Consider the following 20,587-nt stretch of genomic DNA (forward strand, 5'->3'; position numbering starts at 1 on the left):
TCACAAGCAAAAGCCCCGCCGGACCGTTCCGGCGGGGCTTTTGTTTCGTTCATAACCCGCGCGAGGCGCGGTGTTGGCTTAGCTGCCCTGCTTCTTCAGCGCGGCACCCAAAATATCGCCCAGCGAAGCGCCGGAGTCGGTCGAACCGTATTGGGCGACCGCTTCCTTCTCTTCGGCGATTTCCAGGGCCTTGATCGAGACCTGCAGCTTGCGGGTCTTCTTGTCGAAGGCGATGACGCGGGCGTCGACTTTCTGGCCGACGGTGAAGCGCTCGGGGCGCTGCTCGTCGCGGTCACGGCTGAGATCGGAGCGCTTGATGAAGGTCTCGATGCCGCTGTCGACCAGCCGCACTTCCAGACCGCCATCCTTCACGCCGATAACCTCGCAGGTGACGACTGCGTTCTTGCGCAGTTCGCCTGACGTCGCCGCTTCGCCGACCGTGTCCTTGGCCAGCTGCTTGATGCCGAGCGAGATGCGCTCCTTGTCTATGTCGACGTCGAGCACCTGCGCCTTGACCATGTCGCCGCGATTGTACTCTTCGATCACCTGCTCGCCCGGACGGGTCCAGTCGAGGTCGGAAAGGTGGACCATGCCGTCGACGTCGCCTTCGAGGCCGATGAACAGGCCGAACTCGGTCTTGTTCTTGACCTCGCCCTCAACCTGGCTGCCGACCGGGTGGCTGCGCGCGAAGGCCTCCCACGGGTTCTCCAGCGTCTGCTTGAGGCCGAGCGAGATGCGGCGCTTGGCCGGATCGACTTCGAGCACCACCACGTCGACTTCCTGCGTCGTCGACAGGATCTTGCCGGGATGCACGTTCTTCTTGGTCCACGACATTTCCGAAACGTGGATGAGGCCTTCGATGCCCGGCTCCAGCTCGACGAACGCGCCGTAGTCGGTGATGTTGGTGACGGTACCCTTGATCTTCTTGCCGATCGGGAACTTGGTGCCGATCTCGGACCACGGATCGCTCTCGAGCTGCTTCATGCCGAGCGAGATGCGGTGGGTTTCCTGGTTGATGCGGATGATCTGCACCTTGACCGTCTGGCCAATATTGAGGATTTCGGTCGGATGGTTGACGCGGCGCCATGCCATGTCGGTGACGTGCAGAAGGCCGTCGATGCCGCCGAGGTCGACGAACGCACCATAGTCGGTGATGTTCTTGACGACGCCTTCGACCACCTGGCCTTCTTCGAGGTTCTGCACGATTTCCGAACGCTGTTCGGCGCGGCTTTCCTCGAGCACGGTGCGGCGCGACACCACGATGTTGCCGCGGCGGCGATCCATCTTGAGGATCTCGAAGGGCTGCGGGTTGTGCATCAGCGGCGAGACGTCGCGGATCGGGCGGATGTCGACCTGGCTGCGCGGCAGGAAGGCCACGGCACCGTCGAGGTCGACGGTGAAGCCGCCCTTGACCTGGTTGAAGATGACGCCTTCGACGCGTTCGCCCTTGGTGAACTTCTCTTCGAGACGGACCCAGCTCTCTTCGCGGCGGGCCTTTTCGCGCGACAGCATGGCTTCGCCAAGCGCGTTCTCGATACGCTCGACATAGACCTCGACCGTGTCGCCGACCTTGAGCGTCGTGTCCTTGCCCTTGACGCCGAATTCCTTCAGCGGCACGCGGCCTTCGACCTTGAGGCCGACGTCGATGATGGCCATGTCCTTCTCAATGGCGGTGATGATGCCCTTGACGACCTGGCCTTCGCCGGAATGGCCGGCGGAAAATGATTCTTCGAGCAGGCTCGCGAAATCATCGCGAGTGGGATTTGCAACTGACATAGTTTCTCCTGGAATGCCCCGCAATCTGTCGCGGGGCGGGCGCCGTGGGTTAGCGTTGCGTTGGCCTGCCAGCGTTCCGGGCAAAAAGCCCTTGGCCGCCCTTGAGCGGCAATTCCGGCGCATGAAGAATGCTGGCAGGCTGGTTCATACCCGATATGGGAAGTCTTTTTGTCGCCGGCAATCGGCGGCGGCAGGAAAACCCGGCTCAGGCTTCGTTTCTCTTGGCCAGGACATCGTCGATGATCGCCTGAGCTGCCAGAAACGCGGCTTCTATAGCCATTTCCGACGTGTCGAGCAAGTGCGCATCGGCGGCCGGCTTCAAGGGCGAGTCCATGCGGCCCATATCGCGCTCGTCGCGGCGCACGATATCGGCAAGGATTTCGTCGAAATTGGCAGTGCCGCCGATGCTCTCGATTTCATCCAGCCGCCGCTTTGCCCGCACCTCGGCGCTGGCCGTGACATAGAGTTTTACGTCGGCATCGGGACAGACGACGGTGCCGATGTCGCGGCCGTCGAGCACCGCGCCAGGCGGTGTTCTTGCGAAGTCACGCTGTTTCTCGACCAGGATGCGCCGCACCGACGGGATCACTGCCACTTTCGAAGCCGCCTCGCCAACGGCGTGTGCCGAAAGCACGGCGCGGTCGAGCTTTGCCAGATCGACCTGACGAGCCGCGGTTTCAGCGGCCGAGACATTGTCGAGCGGCAGGCCGAGCCGGAGCAGCGAATGCGCCACCGCCCGATAGGTAAGGCCGGTGTCGAGCAGGTTCAGCCGGTAGTGATCGGCGAGTCGCCGAGCGAGGGTGCCCTTTCCGGCACCGGCAGGGCCGTCGATGGCTATGGTGAAAGTTGAGGTCATTGGCCGCCCACCGGAATCGAAAAGCGCAATGATCCAGATAGGCGTTGCGATCCTTCGCGCCCCCCTCTGTCCTGCCGGACATCTCCCCCACTTGGGGGGAGATCGGCGGCCATCGCGGCTTTCGCCAATTGTCTACGTCGCAGGATTGAGCGGAGCGCCGAAGCTGCCAATCTCCCTCCTTGCGGGGGAGATGTCCGGCAGGACAGAGGGGGGCGCTGTCCCACCGACGTTCCAGTTTGGCCCCAACCCCCAAGGCTATTGATTGCTATCAAGCTATTCGATCTCCGCACCGAGCCCCTTCATCAGCCCCATGAACTCCGGAAAGCTCGTTGCGATCATCGCCTGGTCGTCGATGGTCACGGGCTTTTCCGTTGCCAGCCCCATAACCAGAAAACTCATGGCGATGCGGTGGTCGAGATGGGTCTGGACGATGGTGCCCTGTCCGTTGGGGTGTTGGCCGAGGCCCTTGCCGCCGGGCTTTCCGCGCACGACAAGCGAGGCCTCGCCTTCGCTGCAATCGACGCCGTTGAGCTTCAGCCCTTCGGCCACCGCCGACAGCCGGTCGGATTCCTTCACGCGCAGCTCTTCCAGGCCAAGCATCAGCGTTTCGCCCTCGGCAAAGCTCGCCGCCACGGCAAGCACCGGATACTCGTCGATCATCGTCGGCGCCCGTTCGGGCGGCACGGTGACGCCTTTCAGTTCGGAATAGCGTACGCGCAGGTCGGCGACGTCCTCGCCACCTTCGTTGCGCGGATCGATTATGTCGATCCAGGCGCCCATTTCCTGCAGCGTCAACAGAAGTCCAGTGCGGGTCGGGTTCATCAGCACGTTTTCGATTGTAATGTCCGAGCCCGGCACGATCAGCGCCGCCACCAGCGGAAAGCCGGCCGAGGAGGGGTCGCCAGGCACCGCGATCGTCTGCCCCATGAGCTTGCCCTGGCCTTCGATGAAAATGTGGCGCACGCCGCGCTCGTCGGTCTCGACCGACAGATTGGCGCCGAACCCCTTGAGCATCTTTTCGGTGTGGTCGCGCGTCATAACCGGCTCGATGACGGTGGTAATGCCCGGCGTGTTCAGCCCAGCCAGCAGCACCGCCGACTTGACCTGTGCCGATGCCATCGGCACGCGGTAGGTGATCGGCGCGGCGTGCTTGGGCCCGTGCAGCGTGATCGGCATGCGGTCGCCGGGCGTCGCCTTCAGCACCTGCACGCCCATCTGGCGGAGCGGTTCGAGCACCCGGCCCATCGGCCGGCCCGACAGCGAGGCGTCGCCGATGAAGGTGGTTTCCATGTCATAGGTGCCGACCAGGCCCATGGTGAGGCGTGAGCCCGTGCCGGCATTGCCGAAATCGAGCGGGCCTTCCGGCTGCAGCAGCGCGCCGTTGCCGGTACCGCGGATCACCCACTCAGCGCCATGCTTCTCGATATGGGCTCCCATGGCCTTCATGGCAGCGCCCGTACGCATCACGTCCTCGCCTTCCAGCAGCCCGGTGATACGGGTTTCGCCGGAGGCCAGGCCACCGAACATGAACGAGCGGTGCGAGATCGACTTGTCGCCCGGCACCCGTGCCGCGCCTGAAAGGCCAGATGATTTGCGGGCGGTGGCCTGCTTCGGGGCGGCAGTGTGCGACATGGTTCTTTCCTGGAAACGCCGGCGGCCGGCCATTTTCTGCTGGTTTGCGGGGTCTCCTATCATGGCGTACCGAAATGGTCATCCCCTTGGTATGAAGGCCTTCGAATTCAAGCTTTTTGGGACGCCGGCTTTTCGCTTTGACAGCGCCGTAAACTCTGGTTAAGGGGACCAAACTTTCATCGACGAGGCTTGCTGTGGCAAAACCCGAACTTGGCACCAAACGCATCGACCCGGAGACGGGTCGAAAATTCTATGACTTGAACAAGGACCCGATCGTCTCGCCTTACACGGGCAAGAGCTATCCGCGCTCCTATTTCGAAGAAGGCAAGATCGCCGCCCTCGAGGAGGAAGAGGAAGTTGCCGAGAAGGAAGTGGACGCCGAGGAGGAAGAGGGCGTCGAGGTCGTCTCGCTCGAAGAGGCGGACGAGGACGCGAAGGCCGACGAGCTTCCCGATCTCGGCGATGACGAAGACGACGTTGACCTTGGCGATGACGAGGATGACACGTTCCTCGCCGACGAGGAGGAAGAAGACGACGACGTTGCCGACATGATCGGCGTCGGCGAAGACGACGACGAAGTCTGAGCGAACCGCATTCGCCGGCTTTCGCGGCGCTGCCTAGAAAAAGCGGTTCTTGAAGGCTTGATATTGACTGAAGGCGGGGTTAGAAGCCGCCTTCACTAACGGCGCGGTCTAGAACCCGCGCCGGATCTCTTCGCCGGAAACGGCGCCGGTGAACTGCCGGAGTGGGGCCATAGCTCAGTTGGGAGAGCGCTTGAATGGCATTCAAGAGGTCGTCGGTTCGATTCCGATTGGCTCCACCAGTTCTCTCCGCGAAAATCAGCAGAACGCCCGCCCGTCCGGGCTGGCCCGCCGCCTATCGCAGAACCCAGCTGAGACTAGTGTAATCGGCCGCTCTACTTGGGCTCGCCGATCCATTCAGAAGTAATGAGCCCGTGCCCGGTCTGTGCATGTTTCTGGCTGTGGTTTGAACCGCGAGCACCGGTCTGGACCAGGCAGCGGGCTGAAATGACGGCTGAGCAAAACGCCGTTACTTGTTGCAGTTCTGCATATCCGACGTCATGGCGCCGCTGGGGGTATTGTTGTCGGTATCGCTGCTCGCCGTATCCTTACAGCGGTCCTCCATACCGTTTGTCTGCGGCGTGGTGGCGCTCGTTGCGTTCGGATCGATCGTGTTCGGGGTAGTTGCGCTGCCAGTCCCGGTGTTGCCGCCGGAAGTGCCTGTGTTGACGCCGGTATTGGGGTCGTTACCGGTCCCGGAGCCCATGGATTGTGCCATGGCAGATGTGGCCAGGCCGATAGCAAGTAGGGATGCAGAGAGAATTTTCATCATCTTAGTGTCTCCATCGAGTTGCATCGCTCTATCGCGATCTATACCAACGAGAGTTTTTTCGAGATGTTCCGTTGGGCAGAAATATTGATCGATACAATCATTATGGATCTTTGTTGCTCGTCGTTTCGTGAATGCGGCTGCGAAATTCCTGCCGCATAGCGGCAATTTCGTCTGGAACCAAATCGAGCATGCCGCGTTCTTGCGCTTGCGGGGAGTTGTGTCGGCCGCAGGGGACAGTTTCACCAGGACATTTAAGAAATCCGTGAGCTGGGAGGGGCGCTGTGAGCGTGCTTGCATCCACAAGGCAATTGGACCACCGTCAAATACTGAACGCGCTGAAGGCTTTTCGGAGCGGTGACTTCTCCGTTCGCATCGACAATATCTATTCTGGCCTCGATTCGGAGATCGCCGACACCTTCAACGAAATCGTCGAGCTCAACGATCAGGTCACGCGCGAGTTTGAGCGCCTCAGCAAGGTCGTCGGCAAGGATGGCCGGATCGGCGAACGCGGCCGTGTCCGCAACGCCACCGGCAGCTGGGAATCGAGCGTCCGTTCCGTCAACGATCTGATCGAGGACATGGTTCAGCCGACGGCCGAAGTGGCGCGCGTCATCGGCGCGGTGGCCAAGGGTGACCTGTCGCAGACGATGATGGTCGAAATCGACGGCCGGCAGCTGCGCGGCGAGTTTCTGCGCATCGGCAAGATAGTCAACACCATGGTCGGGCAACTGGCCTCCTTCGCCTCGGAAGTGACGCGCGTGGCGCGCGAGGTCGGCACCGAAGGCAAGCTCGGCGGCCAGGCCCGCGTGAAAGGTGTGGCCGGGACCTGGAAGGACCTGACCGACAACGTCAACGCGATGGCGACGAACCTGACCGGGCAGGTGCGCAACATCGCCGAGGTGACGACCGCCGTCGCTTCCGGCGACCTGTCGAAGAAGATTACCGTCGACGTGAAAGGCGAAATCCTCGAACTCAAGAACACCATCAACACGATGGTCGACCAGCTCAATTCCTTCGCCTCGGAAGTGACGCGCGTCGCGCGCGAAGTCGGTACAGAAGGCAAGCTCGGCGGCCAGGCGCGCGTCGAAGGTGTCGGCGGCACCTGGAAGGACCTGACCGACAACGTCAACCTGATGGCCGAGAACCTGACCGGCCAGGTGCGCAATATAGCCGAGGTGACGACGGCTGTGGCGCTGGGCGACCTGTCGAAGAAGATCACCGTCGACGTCAAGGGCGAGATCCTCGAGCTGAAATCGACTATCAACACCATGGTCGACCAGCTGAATTCATTTGCCGGCGAGGTGACGCGCGTCGCCCGCGAGGTCGGCACCGAGGGCAAGCTCGGCGGCCAGGCGCAGGTGCGCGGCGTCGCCGGCACCTGGAAGGACCTGACCGACAACGTCAATTCGATGGCCGAGAACCTGACCGGCCAGGTCCGCAACATCGCCGAGGTGACGACCGCCGTCGCTTCGGGCGACTTGTCGAAGAAGATCACTGTCGCCGTGCAGGGCGAAATCCTCGAGCTCAAGGACACCATCAACACGATGGTCGACCAGCTCAATTCCTTCGCTTCGGAAGTGACGCGTGTGGCCCGCGAGGTCGGCACCGAGGGCAAGCTCGGCGGCCAGGCCGAAGTGAAGGGCGTCGGCGGCACCTGGAAGGACCTGACCGATAACGTCAACCTGATGGCCGCCAACCTGACCGGCCAGGTCCGCAATATCGCCGAGGTGACGACCGCCGTTGCCCGCGGCGACCTGTCGAAGAAAATCACCGTCGACGTCAAGGGCGAAATCCTCGAGCTCAAGGACACCGTCAACACGATGGTCGATCAGCTCAATTCCTTCGCCTCGGAAGTGACGCGTGTGGCGCGCGAAGTGGGGTCGGAAGGCAAGCTCGGCGGCCAGGCGCATGTCGAGGGCGTCGGCGGCACCTGGAAGGACCTGACCGACAACGTCAATGCCATGGCCGGCAATCTGACAGTGCAGTTGCGCGACGTGTCCAAGGTGGCGACGGCAATTGCGACCGGCGACCTGACCCAGAAGATCACCGTCGATGCATTGGGCGAGATCCTGCAGATCAAGGACGTCATCAACACGATGGTCGACCAGCTGAATTCCTTCGCCTCCGAGGTGACGCGCGTGGCGCGCGAAGTCGGTTCCGACGGCAAGCTCGGCGGCCAGGCGCAGGTGCGCGGCGTTGCCGGCACCTGGAAAGATTTGACCGACAACGTCAATGCGATGGCTGCCAACCTCACCGGCCAGGTGCGCAACATCGCCGAGGTGACGACTGCGGTGGCGCTGGGCGACCTGTCGAAGAAGATCACGGTCGATGTGCGCGGCGAGATCCTCGAGCTCAAGGACACCATCAATACGATGGTCGACCAGCTGAATTCCTTTGCCTCGGAGGTGACGCGCGTTGCGCGCGAGGTCGGCACTGAAGGCAAGCTCGGCGGCCAGGCGCAGGTGCGCGGCGTTGCCGGCACCTGGAAGGATCTGACCGATAATGTGAATTCAATGGCCGAGAACCTGACCGGCCAGGTCCGCAACATCGCCGAGGTGACCACCGCTGTGGCGCGCGGCGACCTGTCGAAGAAGATCACCGTCGACGTCAAGGGCGAGATCCTGGAGCTGAAATCGACGATCAACACCATGGTCGACCAGCTGAACTCCTTTGCCGGCGAAGTGACGCGTGTCGCCCGCGAGGTCGGCACCGAGGGCAAGCTCGGCGGCCAGGCGCGGGTCGAGGGCGTCGCCGGTACCTGGAAGGACCTGACCGACAACGTCAACCTGATGGCGACGAACCTGACCAACCAGGTGCGCGGCATCGCCGATGTCGTGACCGCGGTCGCGCAAGGCAATCTCAAGCGCAAGCTGACGGTCGATGCCAAGGGCGAGATCGCCTCGCTCGCCGACACCATCAACGGCATGATCGAGACGCTGGCGACCTTCGCCGACCAGGTGACCAACGTCGCCCGCGAAGTGGGCATCGAAGGCAAGCTCGGCGGCCAGGCCCGGGTGCCCGGCGCTGCCGGCCTTTGGCGCGACCTGACCGACAACGTCAATCAGCTCGCGGCCAACCTGACCACTCAGGTGCGCGCCATCGCCGAGGTGTCGACGGCGGTGACCAAGGGCGATCTGACCCGCTCGATCAGCGTCCAGGCCTCCGGCGAGGTGGCGGCGCTGAAAGACAACATCAACGAGATGATCCGCAATTTGAAGGACCAGACGCTGAAGAATGCCGAGCAGGACTGGCTGAAGACCAATCTCGCCCGCTTCTCGCGCATGCTGCAGGGCGAGCGCGACCTGGCCACGATCTCGCGCCTCATCATGTCCGAACTCGCCCCGCTGGTGAATGCGCAATATGGCGTGTTCTATGTGACCAACCGCGACGAGGATGAATTCTATCTGGAGCTCGCCGCCTCCTATGGCGCCGAAAGCAAGGCGGAAATCAAGCAACGCCTCGATCTGCGTGAAGGGCTTGTCGGGCAGAGTGCCGCCGACAAGCGCGCCATCATGCTGGACAATGTGCCGCCGAATTTCCTGCGCGTTACCTCCGGCCTTGGCAATGCCGCGCCGGCGAACGTGATCATTCTTCCGGCTCTGTTCGAGGACGAGGTGAAGGCCGTCATCGAACTCGCCTCGTTCAGCGAATTCCGCGACACGCACCAGTCGTTCCTCAACCAGCTGATGGAATCCGTCGGCATCGTTCTCAACACCATCGCCGCCACCATGCGCACCGAAGGCCTGCTCAAGCAGTCGCAACTGCTGACCTCGGAATTGCAGGCGCGTCAGACCGAGCTGACCAAAAAGCAGGAAGAGCTGCACGCCACCAACGAGGAGCTGCAGGAAAAGGCGCAGCTGCTCGAGAACGAAAAGAAGCAGGTGGAGAACAAGAACCTGGAAATCGAGATGGCGCGGCGGGCGCTGGAGGAGAAGGCCGAGCAGCTGGCGCTTACCTCGAAATACAAGTCGGAATTCCTCGCCAATATGAGCCACGAACTGCGCACGCCGCTGAACTCGCTGCTCATCCTTTCAAACCTGCTCGCAACCAACCAGCAGGGCAATCTCAACGACAAGCAGGTCGAGTTCGCGCGCACCATCAATTCGGCCGGCACCGACCTTTTGAGCCTGATCAACGACATCCTCGACCTGTCGAAGATCGAATCGGGCACCGTCTCGATCGACATCAACGACATGCCGGTGGTGCATCTTCGCCAGCACATGGAGCGAACCTTCCGGCAGCTGGCGACCGACAAGGGGCTTGGCTTCACCATCAACGTCGATCCCGAGCTTCCGGAGACCGTCCGCACCGACGAGAAGCGATTGCAGCAGATCGTGCTCAACCTTTTGTCGAACGCCTTCAAGTTCACCTCGCAAGGCGAGGTTCGCTTGAATTTCCGGGCCGAAAAGACGGGCCGTCACAACGTTTCGGCGCAACCGATGGAGGCGCTCGCGATCGTGGTCACCGATACCGGCATCGGTATTCCGCAGGACAAGCAGAAGCTGATTTTCGAGGCCTTCCAGCAGGCCGACGGCACCACAAGCCGCAAATATGGCGGCACCGGGCTTGGGCTCTCGATCAGCCGGGAGATTGCCCGGCTGCTCGGCGGCGAATTGCGGGTCGAGAGCACGCCGGGCAAGGGTTCGACGTTCACTCTGGTCATTCCATTCGACGGACCCCGGATGGCCTTGGCCCCGCAAGCGGCGTTGCTGCCGGCGATGGAGGTGGCCGCGACGACAGCGCAGCCGAGCCCGCCGTCCTCCGAATTGCTCGATGACCGCGATACGATCTCGTCGGAAGATCGGGTCGTGCTGATCGTCGAGGACGACCCGACCTTCGGCGGTTTGCTGCTCGGCCTTGCACGTTCGGCCGGGCTGAAAGGCGTCCTGTCGACCGCGGGCTCCGGCACGCTGGCTTTGGCACGCAAGCTGGTTCCCGACGCGATTACGCTCGATCTCGGACTATCGGATATCGACGGCTGGGTGTTGTTCGATCTGCTTCGCCATGACCCGAAAACCAAGGACATTCCCGTTCATGTCATCTCGGGCGCCGAAGACATCGAGGTGCTTGCCCGCAAGGGTGCATCCAGCATTTCAACCAAGCCCGTATCGTCGGACGAACTGATGAAGGTCTTCCAGGATATTCATTCCAGAAAGCTCCGCGTCCAGAGCCGCGTCCTGATTGCCGATCCCGATCCCGAGCGCCGCCTTTCGCTGATCGAGGCGATCCGCGACGGCGTCACCTCGGTTACGGCGATCGGCCGCGTCGCGGCGAATGCGGACGAAATCGGCATCGCCAACTATGATGCCGTTGTGCTCGGCTTTGGCCGCTCGGCCAAGGACAACGCCCAGATGCTGGATGAGATTGCCATCCTGTTCGGGCAGTCGGTGTCGCGACTGCTGTTCTTTGCGCCTCATCCGGAAGCGCTGCAACAGTCGCTCGCCTTGCATCCGGCATTGGCGGATGTTCCGCGGGCGGAGAATTTCGCGCAGCTGGCTCTCCTGATGTCGGCAACACTCCCCGGGCGAGGCCACGAAAACGATGGTGCGGCAGCCGAACAGCCGGACAAATTCGACCTCGCCGGCGCAAAGGTCCTCATCGTCGACGACGACATCCGCAACATCTATTCGCTTACCAGCGTTCTCGAGACCTATGACATCCAGGTGCTGCATGCGGAGCGCGGCCGGGAAGGTATCGCGCTTCTGGAGCAGAGCCCGGACATCGATGCGGCACTGATCGATATCATGATGCCGGAAATGGATGGCTACGAGACGATGCGGCAGATCCGCAGCATGCCGGCGATCGCCCATATCCCGTTGATCTCGGTCACAGCCAAGGCAATGAAGGGCGACCGGCAGAAGTGCCTCGATGCCGGCGCCTCCGACTACATCGCCAAGCCTGTCGACCTCGATCTGCTGTTGGCATTGCTGCGTGTCTGGATCGGCCGTTCGCGATCCCGTGTCCATGGTCCGGAAAAGATGCTCATGGCAGTGAACTGACGGCCGCTCGATGCAGAAGCTATCGAGAAACGGAGCAAGGAAGCTGGAGGTCATGGCGCCGGCAGCGGGGCCGGCAAAGGCGCGCATCCTGGCCGTGGATGACGACGAGCGCAATCTGCTGGCGATCGGCGAGGTTCTGGCCCCTATCGGTGAAGTCGTCTGCGTGCAGTCGGGCGAAGAAGCGCTGCGCGCACTGCTGAAGGAGGATTTCGCAGTCATCCTGCTGGACGTGCTGATGCCCCGGCTGGATGGCTACGAGACCGCGGGATTGATCCGCCAGCGCGAGCAATCCAGGCGAACGCCGATAATTTTTCTCACCGCCATCAACAAGGAAGACGCGCACATGCTGCGCGGCTACGACGCCGGCGCGGTGGATTACGTGTTCAAGCCTTTCGACCCGGCCATGCTGCGTTCCAAGGTTGCCGTGTTCGTCGAACTTCATGAGAAGACGCTCGAAATCCAGCAAAAGGCGGCTGCCGAGCAACGGCTGCTGGCCCAGGCACTGCAGGCGCAGAAGGAAAAGCTCGAGGCCGAGCGGGCGCTGCGCAGCGCACAGGAGCGGCAGCATGCCATTTTGAGCTCTCTTCCGGTCTGCTTCCACGCAAGGGCGGCGGAGCCGCCGTTCGGCGCCAGCTTTGTCACCGAAGGGGTCGAACGCCTGACCGGCTTTCCTGCGGAACGGCTGACCGCCGATCCAGGCTTCGGCCTGAGCCGCGTTCATCCCGACGATCTGCCGAGAGTGAGGGAGGTCCTGCTCGCAGCCAAGGCCACCGGCTCCTACACCTGCGAATTCCGCTGGCAATGCGCCGACGGCAATTACCGGATTTTTCTCGACCAGGGCGTCCTGTCGAATGGCTCCGACGGCCGGAAGCCCGAGATCCTCGGCACATTGCTGGACGTTACCGAGCGGCGCGAGCTTGAGGACCAGCTGCTGCAGTCGCAGCGCCTCGACGCGATCGGCAAGCTTACCGGCGGCCTGGCGCATGATTTCAACAATCTGCTTGCCGCAATTCTCAGCGGATTGGGATTGCTCGAGCGCCATGCCGAGTTCGACGGACAGACCAGGCAGGTTCTGGAACTGACACGCCGGTCGGCAAAACAAGGCGCCGAGCTCGTCAACCGCATGCTTGCCTTCTCGCGCCGCCAGACGCTGAGGCCGCGGGCCGTGCGCCTCGCCGCGCTCGGCGATACAATGAACGGGTTGGTGGCCCCGGTCCTGGGCGGCCTGATCCGTTTCGATTGGCTTGTCGACGACACTGTGTGGCCGGCGCATGTCGATGCCAGCCAGCTGGAGCTCGCGCTGATGAACCTGGTCTTCAACGCGCGCGATGCCATGCCGTCCGGCGGCACGATAATCGTGGAGGCGCAAAATCGAACGCTAGGCCGTGCAGCCGAGGATATTTCGGCGGGCGACTATGTCGTGGTCACCGTCAAGGACACCGGGTCGGGCATACCGGCTGACATTCTCGCCAAGGTCGTCGAACCGTTCTTCACCACAAAACCGGTCGGCAAGGGCACTGGCCTCGGTCTGAGCACGGTGCATGGTTTCGTCAAGCAATCGGGCGGCACGCTTCGCATTGAAAGCACCGTCGGCAGTGGAACATCCGTCCAGCTCTGGCTGCCGCGTTCAATCGAGCGTCCGGTCGAAATCCCCGAGAAATCCGATGCCGACGACAGCGTCGTGAATGCCAGCGAGGACTATCCATCGGTCCTGCTGATCGACGACAGCAACGTACTGCGGGAACTGACGGCGCAATCGCTTCGCCAACACGGCTTTGCGGTTACCTGTGCCGCGGGCGGTGCCGAAGCGCTGGCGATGATCGAGCGCGCGCCGTACGATTTCGATGTCATCGTCACCGATTTTGCCATGCCGCTCGTCTCGGGCCTGGAGGTCATTCGGTTCGCCCGCAATCTGCGGGCCGATTGGCCGGCGGTGATGATAACCGGATATGCCGATGCCGACGCGATCGCCGGCCGGCCCCCCGACGTGCCGCTGCTCGGCAAACCGCTGCGCGACAAGGATCTGGTGGAGAGCATTCTTGCAGCGGCCGCGCGCGCCGGCTCGCAGAAAGCCAGGCGGGCCCAGCCGGTGAAAGGCGGGTACCGGTTTTCGACCTGAGGAGACAAGCCTCATCGAATCGAAACGGTACGTTCCGTATCCTCGATCGTCCGCGACATCCAGCCTGTGCGCAACACGGAGCGCCGGCCATGCCGCGCTCGACGGGCTGTGATGCGATTGATAAGCCCTCTCCGCAAGGAGAGTCGAGACATGACCGTTGCGATCGAGATGGGCCAGACGAGCGCAGGCGCCCCGGCGGCGCTGGATCTCGAGGAGCTGCTGGCGACCCGCCTTTTGGTGCAGGGCAATTCGGGCTCCGGCAAGTCCCACCTGCTGCGCCGGCTCTTGGAGCAGAGCGCGCCCTGGGTGCAGCAGACCATCATCGACCCCGAAGGCGACTTCGTGACGCTGGGCGACCGTTTCGGCCACCTGGTGATCGACGCCGAGGAGCATACCGAGCGCGGCCTGCAGAGCGCCGGCGAGCGGGCGCGCATCCACCGCGTCTCCACGGTGCTCAATCTCGAGGGGCTCGACGCCGAGAACCAGATGCGGCGCGCCGCCGCCTTTCTCGGCGGGCTTTTCGAGGTCGCCCGCGACCACTGGTACCGGATGCTGGTGGTGGTTGACGAAGCGCAGCTGTTCGCGCCGGCTGTCGCCGGCGAGGTTTCCGACGAGGCGCGCAAGCTCTCGCTCGGCGCCATGACCAATTTGATGTGCCGCGGCCGCAAACGCGGGCTGGCCGGCATCATCGCCACCCAGCGGCTGGCCAAGCTTGCCAAGAACGTCGCCGCCGAGGCTTCCAATTTCCTCATGGGCCGGACCTTTCTCGATATCGACATGGCGCGCGCCGCCGACCTGCTCGGCATGGAGCGGCGCCAGGCGGAGGCTTTTCGCGACCTCGAGCGCGGGCAATTCATGGCGCTCGGCCCGGCGCTGTCGCGCCGTCCGCTGGGCTTGCGGATCGGCCCGACCGATACAAGTCCGCGCAACGCGACCCCGCGCCTGATGCCGCTGCCGGAATCGGCGTTGGAGGACGCGCGCGCGATCATCCTGGCGGCCCCGCCGCCCGAAACCGTCCGGCCGCAGCGCCGGTCGTCGCCGGACCTGCTCGACCAGCTGATGGCGGCGAAATCGGCGGCGCTGGAAATCCGCCCCGAAGCGGTGGAGCCGCCGATCAGCGCCGAGGATTTGGCGGAGCGCCGCGAGCGCGTCGACCGGGTGCTGCGCGCCGTGCTGGCGCAACCCGATGCCGGCTTCCGGGTCATCGGCGTGCTTTATCAGGAGTTCGTGGTCCGCTGCCGCATCGAGGGCCTCGCCTCGGTCGTGCCGGACCTGCCCGAGTTCCGCCGCATGCTGACGCGCGCCCGTGCCGGCCTCGGCTCCGACATGGCGGGCGACGACGCATGGCAGGACGTCTCGGTGCGCGCCTCGCTGCTGCCCGAGGATATGCAAGGCGTGTTCATGATGATCGCTCGCGCCGCCAAGGAGGGATGGCCCTGCCCGAGCGACGCGGCAATCGCTCGCGCCTACGGCTCGCACTCGCTACGCCGCGCCCGGCGCCTGCTGAGCTATATCGAGGAACAGGGCCTGATCGTCTGCCAGCTGGATGGGGTTGGCCGGCGGACGGTGACACTCGTCGAACTGGCCTGGGCGACGGCACCGGGCGACCCCAATGCGGAGGAGGTGGTGCAGGGGAGGGTGGCTGTTTAATTGGGGTGGTTTAGGCCAAAACTGACGTTACTCAACATCAGCAAAGCGCCATATCCGGACCTTGCCAGTGATGCCGTGAATGTTAAGTCTCGGCTCCGATGCGGACGTTCCGCCCGAGTTCGAAGACTGACCGCGACCGTTCTGCGGCCTTCGCATCGATAGCGCCAATGAGCGGCGTCCCACATCCCACTCCTTGTGTCCATTGGGAGGGGTCGTTGTGGACCAAGCCCTACTACCCAGGCTTGTGACGAAGCCGATCCAGCGCGTCTCGAAGTGCATTGGCGGCATCGCCACGCTCGTCAGGGGACATCAGCTCCGGTTCAAGTTCCAACCTGAAGTGCGGCAGCTCCGTTCGAACAGCACGACGAGCGGCCGCCAAATTGGCCTTCAGATCGATGACGCGGTAGGTGGCGACGGGATAGGCGATCCCCTTGACCTGGACTTGCCCCAGTTCCTCACAGTCGATTGCGTCCTTCACTTGCGCAAACGTCTCGTAGGAAATGAGGATGGCCCCCGGCGGCGCCTCCTGCTCCAGGCGCGAGGCGAGATTCACGGCGCCGCCGATTATCGTGTAGTCCATCCGGTCCTCGCTGCCGAAGTTACCGACGGTGCAGTAGTCGGTATGGATGCCGATGCGACAGCGCAGCGGTGTTTCGATCCCCATGTCCCGCCAGACTTCGGCAAGCTCGCTAATCCGCTTTTGCATTGCAAGTGCCATCTGCGCGCAAGCCAGCGCGTCCTCCTTGACGCCGCGAGTCTCGGGATCGCCGAAAAACATCAGGATCGCGTCGCCGACATATTTGTCGATCGTCGCCCCGTGATCCGAAGCAATTTTCGACATTTCCGTCAGATAGTGATTGAGGAGTTGGGTGAGATCCTCGGATTCCATTTTGTCAGTGGTCTCGGTAAAGCCGGCGATATCGGAGAAGCATATTGTCAGTTTCTTCCGCTGGCTGGCGATCCTGACCTCCTGGCGGCCGGTGAATATCGAGCGATACACCTGGGGCGCCAGATACTTCGCCAGCTTGCTGGAAAGCGCCTCCAGAACCACGGATTTCTCGGCGAGATTCTCCTCCCTTTGCTTCAGCTCAGTGATGTCCGAATAGACGGCGACCGTGCCGCCGGCGCTGATCCGCCGCTCGCTGACCATGACCCATCGCCCGTCGCCTCGCCTCTGCACCCAAGGTTCGCCAGGGTTGCGGTGCCGCGAGAGGCGCTCGGCGACCCACTCCTCGACCCGCCCCTCGGCGTCCCTGATGTAGCCGCGCTCAGCGGATCGGCGAATGATTTGCTCGAATGTCGTGCCGGGCGTCAGTTCGCTCTCCAGACCGGTGTAGAGCAATTCGCGGTAGCGGCTGTTGCTGAGGACGAGCCGGTCCTCCCAGTCGTACAGAGCGAATCCTTCGGAGATGCTTTCGATGGCATCGATGAGCCGCTGACGAGCTTCCGCAACGTCGCGCAGGTTCTTTTCCTCGACCTCGACAGCAGTATCCCGGAAGAGTCTCAGCGCTTCGGCCATGCGCCCGATTTCGTCGCTGCCCGCGGCTGGCAGCGGCGCACGAAGATTGCCCCCTGCAATCGCGAGCATGCCTTGGCTCACGGCCCCCAGTCGGGCGAGGAGGCTGCGGTCGACATAGAGCCAGACAACCAGAACCGAACTCAGGAGGCTGAGAAAGGCGGAGCCGAGTACAACCGCGGTGCCGTAGCGCTGGACGAGCGCGGCTTCGCGACCGGACGCAGCGATCTCCTGATCTGCCGTGGCGACCAGGCGATCGACGCCAGCGGTGAGATTGCGCGACAGTCGATTGTTCTCGGCCAGAAGCCTTTCGCCCTGTGCCAGGACAGCAAACTCGTCCTCCCGCACCTTGGGGATGCTGTCCTCGCCGTCGGTCAAACCCCTGAACTCGTCAACACGCTGCCGGAAGCGGGTCCGCAGCTTTTCGTCGATCTCCGTGGAAACCTTTTCAAGAGCAGTGAGCGAACGGCGTAGCGGAAAAAGGATCAACGCCAGGTCGCCCGGCGTCGGCGCGTTCGCGACCTTCACCAGCGCGTCGTTGACCGCCGAGATCTCCAGCTGCGCCTTCTGCTGGGGAATGTAAGCCGCAATCGCCTGGACCAGGTCGGCCATCGCCGCTGCGCGTCGATCGGGCGACAGCGACGTGTCGGCCGCGACCGCCCTCCATTGCGGGAGCCTGGAATCCATTACTAGGATGCCGGTGGCCACAAGGCGCTGGCTTCCGGTCGTCGTCGCGGCGAGGCGGTTCAGGAGCTCCTCCTTGCGGGCGACCACGTCGAGCCGGGCGACAACAAGAGAGTCGAGCTCCTTCAGGTTGCGCCTCAGAACAATCGCGGCTTCCTCGATCTCGGCCAAAGGCACTGTGCCCAACGTGGCATCCCGGAGGTCCGTGCGCAGGGCCTCGAGGCGGGACATCTCGAGCGCGACGGCAGCCGAGACCTCGCTGTGCTGAGCCCTGCTTGTCGCTGCTAGCACCGATGGCGCGGCAGCAGCGACCCGTTCGGCCTGGCGCGACAGCTGGAGGGAGGCGAGCGCCGACGGCACTCGATCCGTGGTAATTCGGTCCACGACGTCGCCAACCTGGAGGAAGGCATAAAGCGCCGCAGCGGTTGCCAGCACCGCAAGGGCGCTGATCCCGAAAAAGGCGAGCAACAGCCGGCCGCGTATGCCGAGGCGTTCAAGCTCGGCGAGTCGGAACAGTCCGGCCACACTGGTCTGCATCAGACTAGACATCTCAGCCGGCACGCCGGCGATCAGCGAACCCTATTCAACCGGCACGTACTCTCCGCCGCGCCAGACGTACCAAACCCAACTCTGCTTCGTGAGGTCGCCCTTGTCGTCGAAATCGACCCGGCCGATGACGGTGTCGAATTCCTGTTCGTGCAGTGCCGCAATGATGGCCTTCTGCTCCAGCGAACCTGCCTTCGAGACTGCCTGGGCCCAAACCTGGACCGCGCAGTAGCTCAACAGCGTGTAGCCCGCGGGTTCGAAATTCTCCGCACGGAACTGCTCAACGACCGCGGCCGCTTCGGGGCTTCGCCTCGGGTCCGCCGGGAACGTGAAGAGGGTCCCCTCCGCCGCGGGGCCGGCGATCAGGGCAAATTCCTCGGTCGCCAAAGCATCTCCGGATATGAGCTGAACCGTGTAGCCACTGTCGTGTGCAGCGCGAGCAATCAGCGCAACCTCGGCATGATACCCACCCACATATAAGGCGGAGACGCCGGCGGTCTGCAACGTAGCGATCTCGGCCGAATAGTCGTCCTTCCCGGGAATGTATGCGTCGTAAACGGCCTCAGTCACGCCCCGCTTGTTCAGCTGCTTCCTGGTCTCGTCGGCGAGACCCTTCCCATAGGTCGAATTGTCGTGGAGGATCGCAATCTTCTTGTTGCCCCAGCGATCGGCAAGGTAGTTGCCGGCGATGAAACCTTGCGCGTCGTCGCGGCCAATGGTGCGAAAGACATTGGCACGGCCCTGTTCGGTCAGCTGCGGATTGGTCGAGCCTGGGGATATCTCAACGACGCCCGCCTCCTCGTACACTTTTGATGCGGGGATCGAGGCTCCGGAGCAATAATGCCCGACGACGAGCACGACCCCGTCAGCCACCAGCTTCTTGGCGGCCGCCACAGCTTGCTCGGGATCGCAGAAGTCGTCGACCGAGATGAGCCTCACCTTCTGGCCGAGCACGCCGCCCGCCGTGTTGACGTCGGCCACTGCCATCTCCGCGCCGCGCTGTCCCTGCTCGCCGATCCAGGCGAGCCGTCCCGTCATCGCAGCCGAGACGCCGATCAGCACCTCCGCCTGCGCGGAACTGAACACGGCCGCGAGAACTAAGATCGCTATGGCGATGATGCGGTGCATGTGTGCACCCCCTTAACTGTAGCTTACGCCAATCCCGTCAAAGCCGACAGCCCCTTCGGCAAGCGCGACTGTCTCGGGCTGCTATTGCAGCGCACACCCAATTTGGCGAAGCAAGCATACACTGGAATGGCGTGTCATAACTTCGTTCACTGAGGTCGGAATCGCGCGCCAAATCCGGACGTTACCACTGACCGGAGTGAGCGTCGTGATTGGGTCAAAGCAGCCCCCCGCCTCAGCTTCCCCCTATCTCTCCTCCACAATCCGCAAATAAGCCGCCGTCACAAACAGCACGATTAACCCAAACAATATCCACCACGCCCCTTCCGGCATCTGCAAAATCGTCAGCAGCGTCGTCAGCGCGGTGGGGATCAGCGCCGTTGATTGTGCCGGTGCAGGCGCCGCGGCCGCCGAAGATCGAGGTGCCGCCGACGACGGCGGCGGCCACCCAAGGCAGCACCAGCGGGTCGGCGAGCGACGGCCTTGATCAGGCCGATGTAGTGCAGTGCCGACGAGCACGCTCGAGATAACGTAGAGCGCCGTGATCACCTGCCAGCAGCGTACGCCGGACAGGCGTGTTGCCCGTTCGTTGTCGCCGACCGCCCCAGCACCACCGCCGCGACGCTGGCCGTCGCGTCCAATTCCTCAGGCGACGCCTGGACGCCGGCATTGTTTCCGTGAATCTCGGGATGCCGCATTGCACAATCGTCTCGCCTGCGCAAAATGCGGCATGATCCGCAAATCCCTCACTGTCCTGGTGATCGATGAAAACCACATCCGCGCTTCGATAATCGAAGCGGGATTGCGGGAGGCTGGGCATCAGCAGGTCACGGTCATCCACGACGTCGCCGGCATCGCGCGACGGATCGCCGAGATCGAACCCGACGTCATCGTCATCGATCTCGAAAATCCCAACCGCGACATGCTCGAAAACATGTTCCAGCTTTCGCGCGTGGTGAAGCGGCCGATCGCCATGTTCGTCGACCGCTCGGATCAGGCTTCGATCGAAGCCGCGGTGGAAGCGGGGGTATCAGCCTATGTCGTCGACGGCCTGCGTCAGGAGCGGGTCAAGCCGATCCTCGACATGGCGATCAGCCGCTTCAACGCCTTCTCGCGTATGGCGCGCGAACTGGAAGAAGCCCGCAGCGAGTTGGAGAGCCGCAAGGTGATCGATCGCGCCAAGGGCATCCTGATGAAGTCGCGCGGCCTGTCGGAGGACGCGGCCTACACGCTGCTGCGCAAGACCGCCATGAACCAGAACCGCAAGATCGCCGAGATCGCCCAGAGCCTGGTAACGGCGGCAGGCCTGCTGGATCCCGAGGAGAGTTGAG

Annotated in this window: 11 protein-coding genes, 1 tRNA gene and 1 pseudogene; 6 read left to right on the forward strand and 7 right to left on the reverse strand. The window is 63.2% G+C overall.

Annotated features, from left to right (window positions below):
- Window positions 1-78: 78 nt before the first annotated feature.
- From rpsA to aroA, 3 genes are all read right to left on the reverse strand, one after another.
- The gene (rpsA, locus tag NKH16_RS07645; RefSeq protein ID WP_023676278.1) at window positions 79-1,776 is read right to left on the reverse strand and encodes a 30S ribosomal protein S1; all 1,698 of its coding nucleotides are present in this window, start codon (window positions 1,774-1,776) and stop codon (window positions 79-81) included.
- A gap of 205 nt (window positions 1,777-1,981) precedes the next feature.
- A complete protein-coding gene (gene cmk / locus NKH16_RS07650; protein WP_352898896.1) occupies window positions 1,982-2,632 on the reverse strand; it encodes a (d)CMP kinase in 651 nt (216 codons plus the stop codon).
- Window positions 2,633-2,905: 273 nt separating this feature from the next.
- Entirely contained in the window at window positions 2,906-4,264 is a 1,359-nt protein-coding gene (gene aroA, locus NKH16_RS07655) for a 3-phosphoshikimate 1-carboxyvinyltransferase (RefSeq protein ID WP_352898899.1), read from the reverse strand.
- A 194-nt stretch (window positions 4,265-4,458) separates the two neighbouring features.
- On the opposite strand from aroA, the gene NKH16_RS07660 reads away from it, so the two are divergent.
- The gene (locus tag NKH16_RS07660) at window positions 4,459-4,848 is read left to right on the forward strand and encodes a TIGR02300 family protein (RefSeq protein WP_023676282.1); all 390 of its coding nucleotides are present in this window, start codon (window positions 4,459-4,461) and stop codon (window positions 4,846-4,848) included.
- Between the two features lie 163 nt (window positions 4,849-5,011).
- Window positions 5,012-5,087: transfer RNA gene (locus NKH16_RS07665), tRNA-Ala, on the forward strand.
- A 227-nt stretch (window positions 5,088-5,314) separates the two neighbouring features.
- On the opposite strand, the gene NKH16_RS07670 is transcribed toward NKH16_RS07665, so the two are convergent.
- Window positions 5,315-5,617 (reverse strand): hypothetical protein, encoded by a 303-nt coding sequence (locus NKH16_RS07670; protein WP_352835588.1) that lies wholly within the window; start codon window positions 5,615-5,617, stop codon window positions 5,315-5,317.
- A gap of 287 nt (window positions 5,618-5,904) precedes the next feature.
- Here NKH16_RS07670 and NKH16_RS07675 point away from each other — a divergent pair, with 287 nt between their 5' ends.
- The 3 genes from NKH16_RS07675 to NKH16_RS07685 all read left to right on the forward strand — a co-directional run bounded on the left by NKH16_RS07675 (window position 5,905) and on the right by NKH16_RS07685 (window position 15,385).
- Window positions 5,905-11,616, forward strand: a complete 5,712-nt coding sequence (locus NKH16_RS07675) for a HAMP domain-containing protein (RefSeq protein ID WP_352745886.1) — start codon at window positions 5,905-5,907, stop codon at window positions 11,614-11,616.
- Between the two features lie 52 nt (window positions 11,617-11,668).
- Window positions 11,669-13,735 carry a PAS domain-containing hybrid sensor histidine kinase/response regulator gene (locus NKH16_RS07680; RefSeq protein ID WP_352898902.1) on the forward strand — a complete coding sequence of 689 codons (2,067 nt, stop codon included), beginning with the start codon at window positions 11,669-11,671 and terminating at the stop codon, window positions 13,733-13,735.
- A gap of 150 nt (window positions 13,736-13,885) precedes the next feature.
- Window positions 13,886-15,385 (forward strand): helicase HerA domain-containing protein, encoded by a 1,500-nt coding sequence (locus NKH16_RS07685; RefSeq protein WP_352898904.1) that lies wholly within the window; start codon window positions 13,886-13,888, stop codon window positions 15,383-15,385.
- A 232-nt stretch (window positions 15,386-15,617) separates the two neighbouring features.
- Here NKH16_RS07685 and NKH16_RS07690 read toward each other — a convergent pair whose 3' ends face one another.
- From NKH16_RS07690 to NKH16_RS07700, 3 genes and pseudogenes are all read right to left on the reverse strand, one after another.
- A complete protein-coding gene (locus NKH16_RS07690) occupies window positions 15,618-18,122 on the reverse strand; it encodes an adenylate/guanylate cyclase domain-containing protein (RefSeq protein ID WP_352681415.1) in 2,505 nt (834 codons plus the stop codon).
- A 42-nt stretch (window positions 18,123-18,164) separates the two neighbouring features.
- Window positions 18,165-19,259: a branched-chain amino acid ABC transporter substrate-binding protein gene (locus NKH16_RS07695; RefSeq protein WP_352898908.1), complete on the reverse strand. Its 1,095-nt coding sequence runs from the start codon at window positions 19,257-19,259 to the stop codon at window positions 18,165-18,167.
- A 243-nt stretch (window positions 19,260-19,502) separates the two neighbouring features.
- Window positions 19,503-19,859 (reverse strand): annotated as a pseudogene (locus NKH16_RS07700) (ABC transporter permease subunit); the annotation flags it as partial.
- Window positions 19,860-19,986: 127 nt separating this feature from the next.
- Between NKH16_RS07700 and NKH16_RS07705 the strand changes: the two are divergent.
- A complete protein-coding gene (locus NKH16_RS07705) occupies window positions 19,987-20,586 on the forward strand; it encodes an ANTAR domain-containing response regulator (RefSeq protein WP_023676288.1) in 600 nt (199 codons plus the stop codon).
- Window position 20,587: the final 1 nt, after the last annotated feature.

The organism is Mesorhizobium sp. M1307 (assembly GCF_040318155.1).
In the GTDB taxonomy this organism is placed as follows: Bacteria; Pseudomonadota; Alphaproteobacteria; order Rhizobiales; family Rhizobiaceae; genus Mesorhizobium.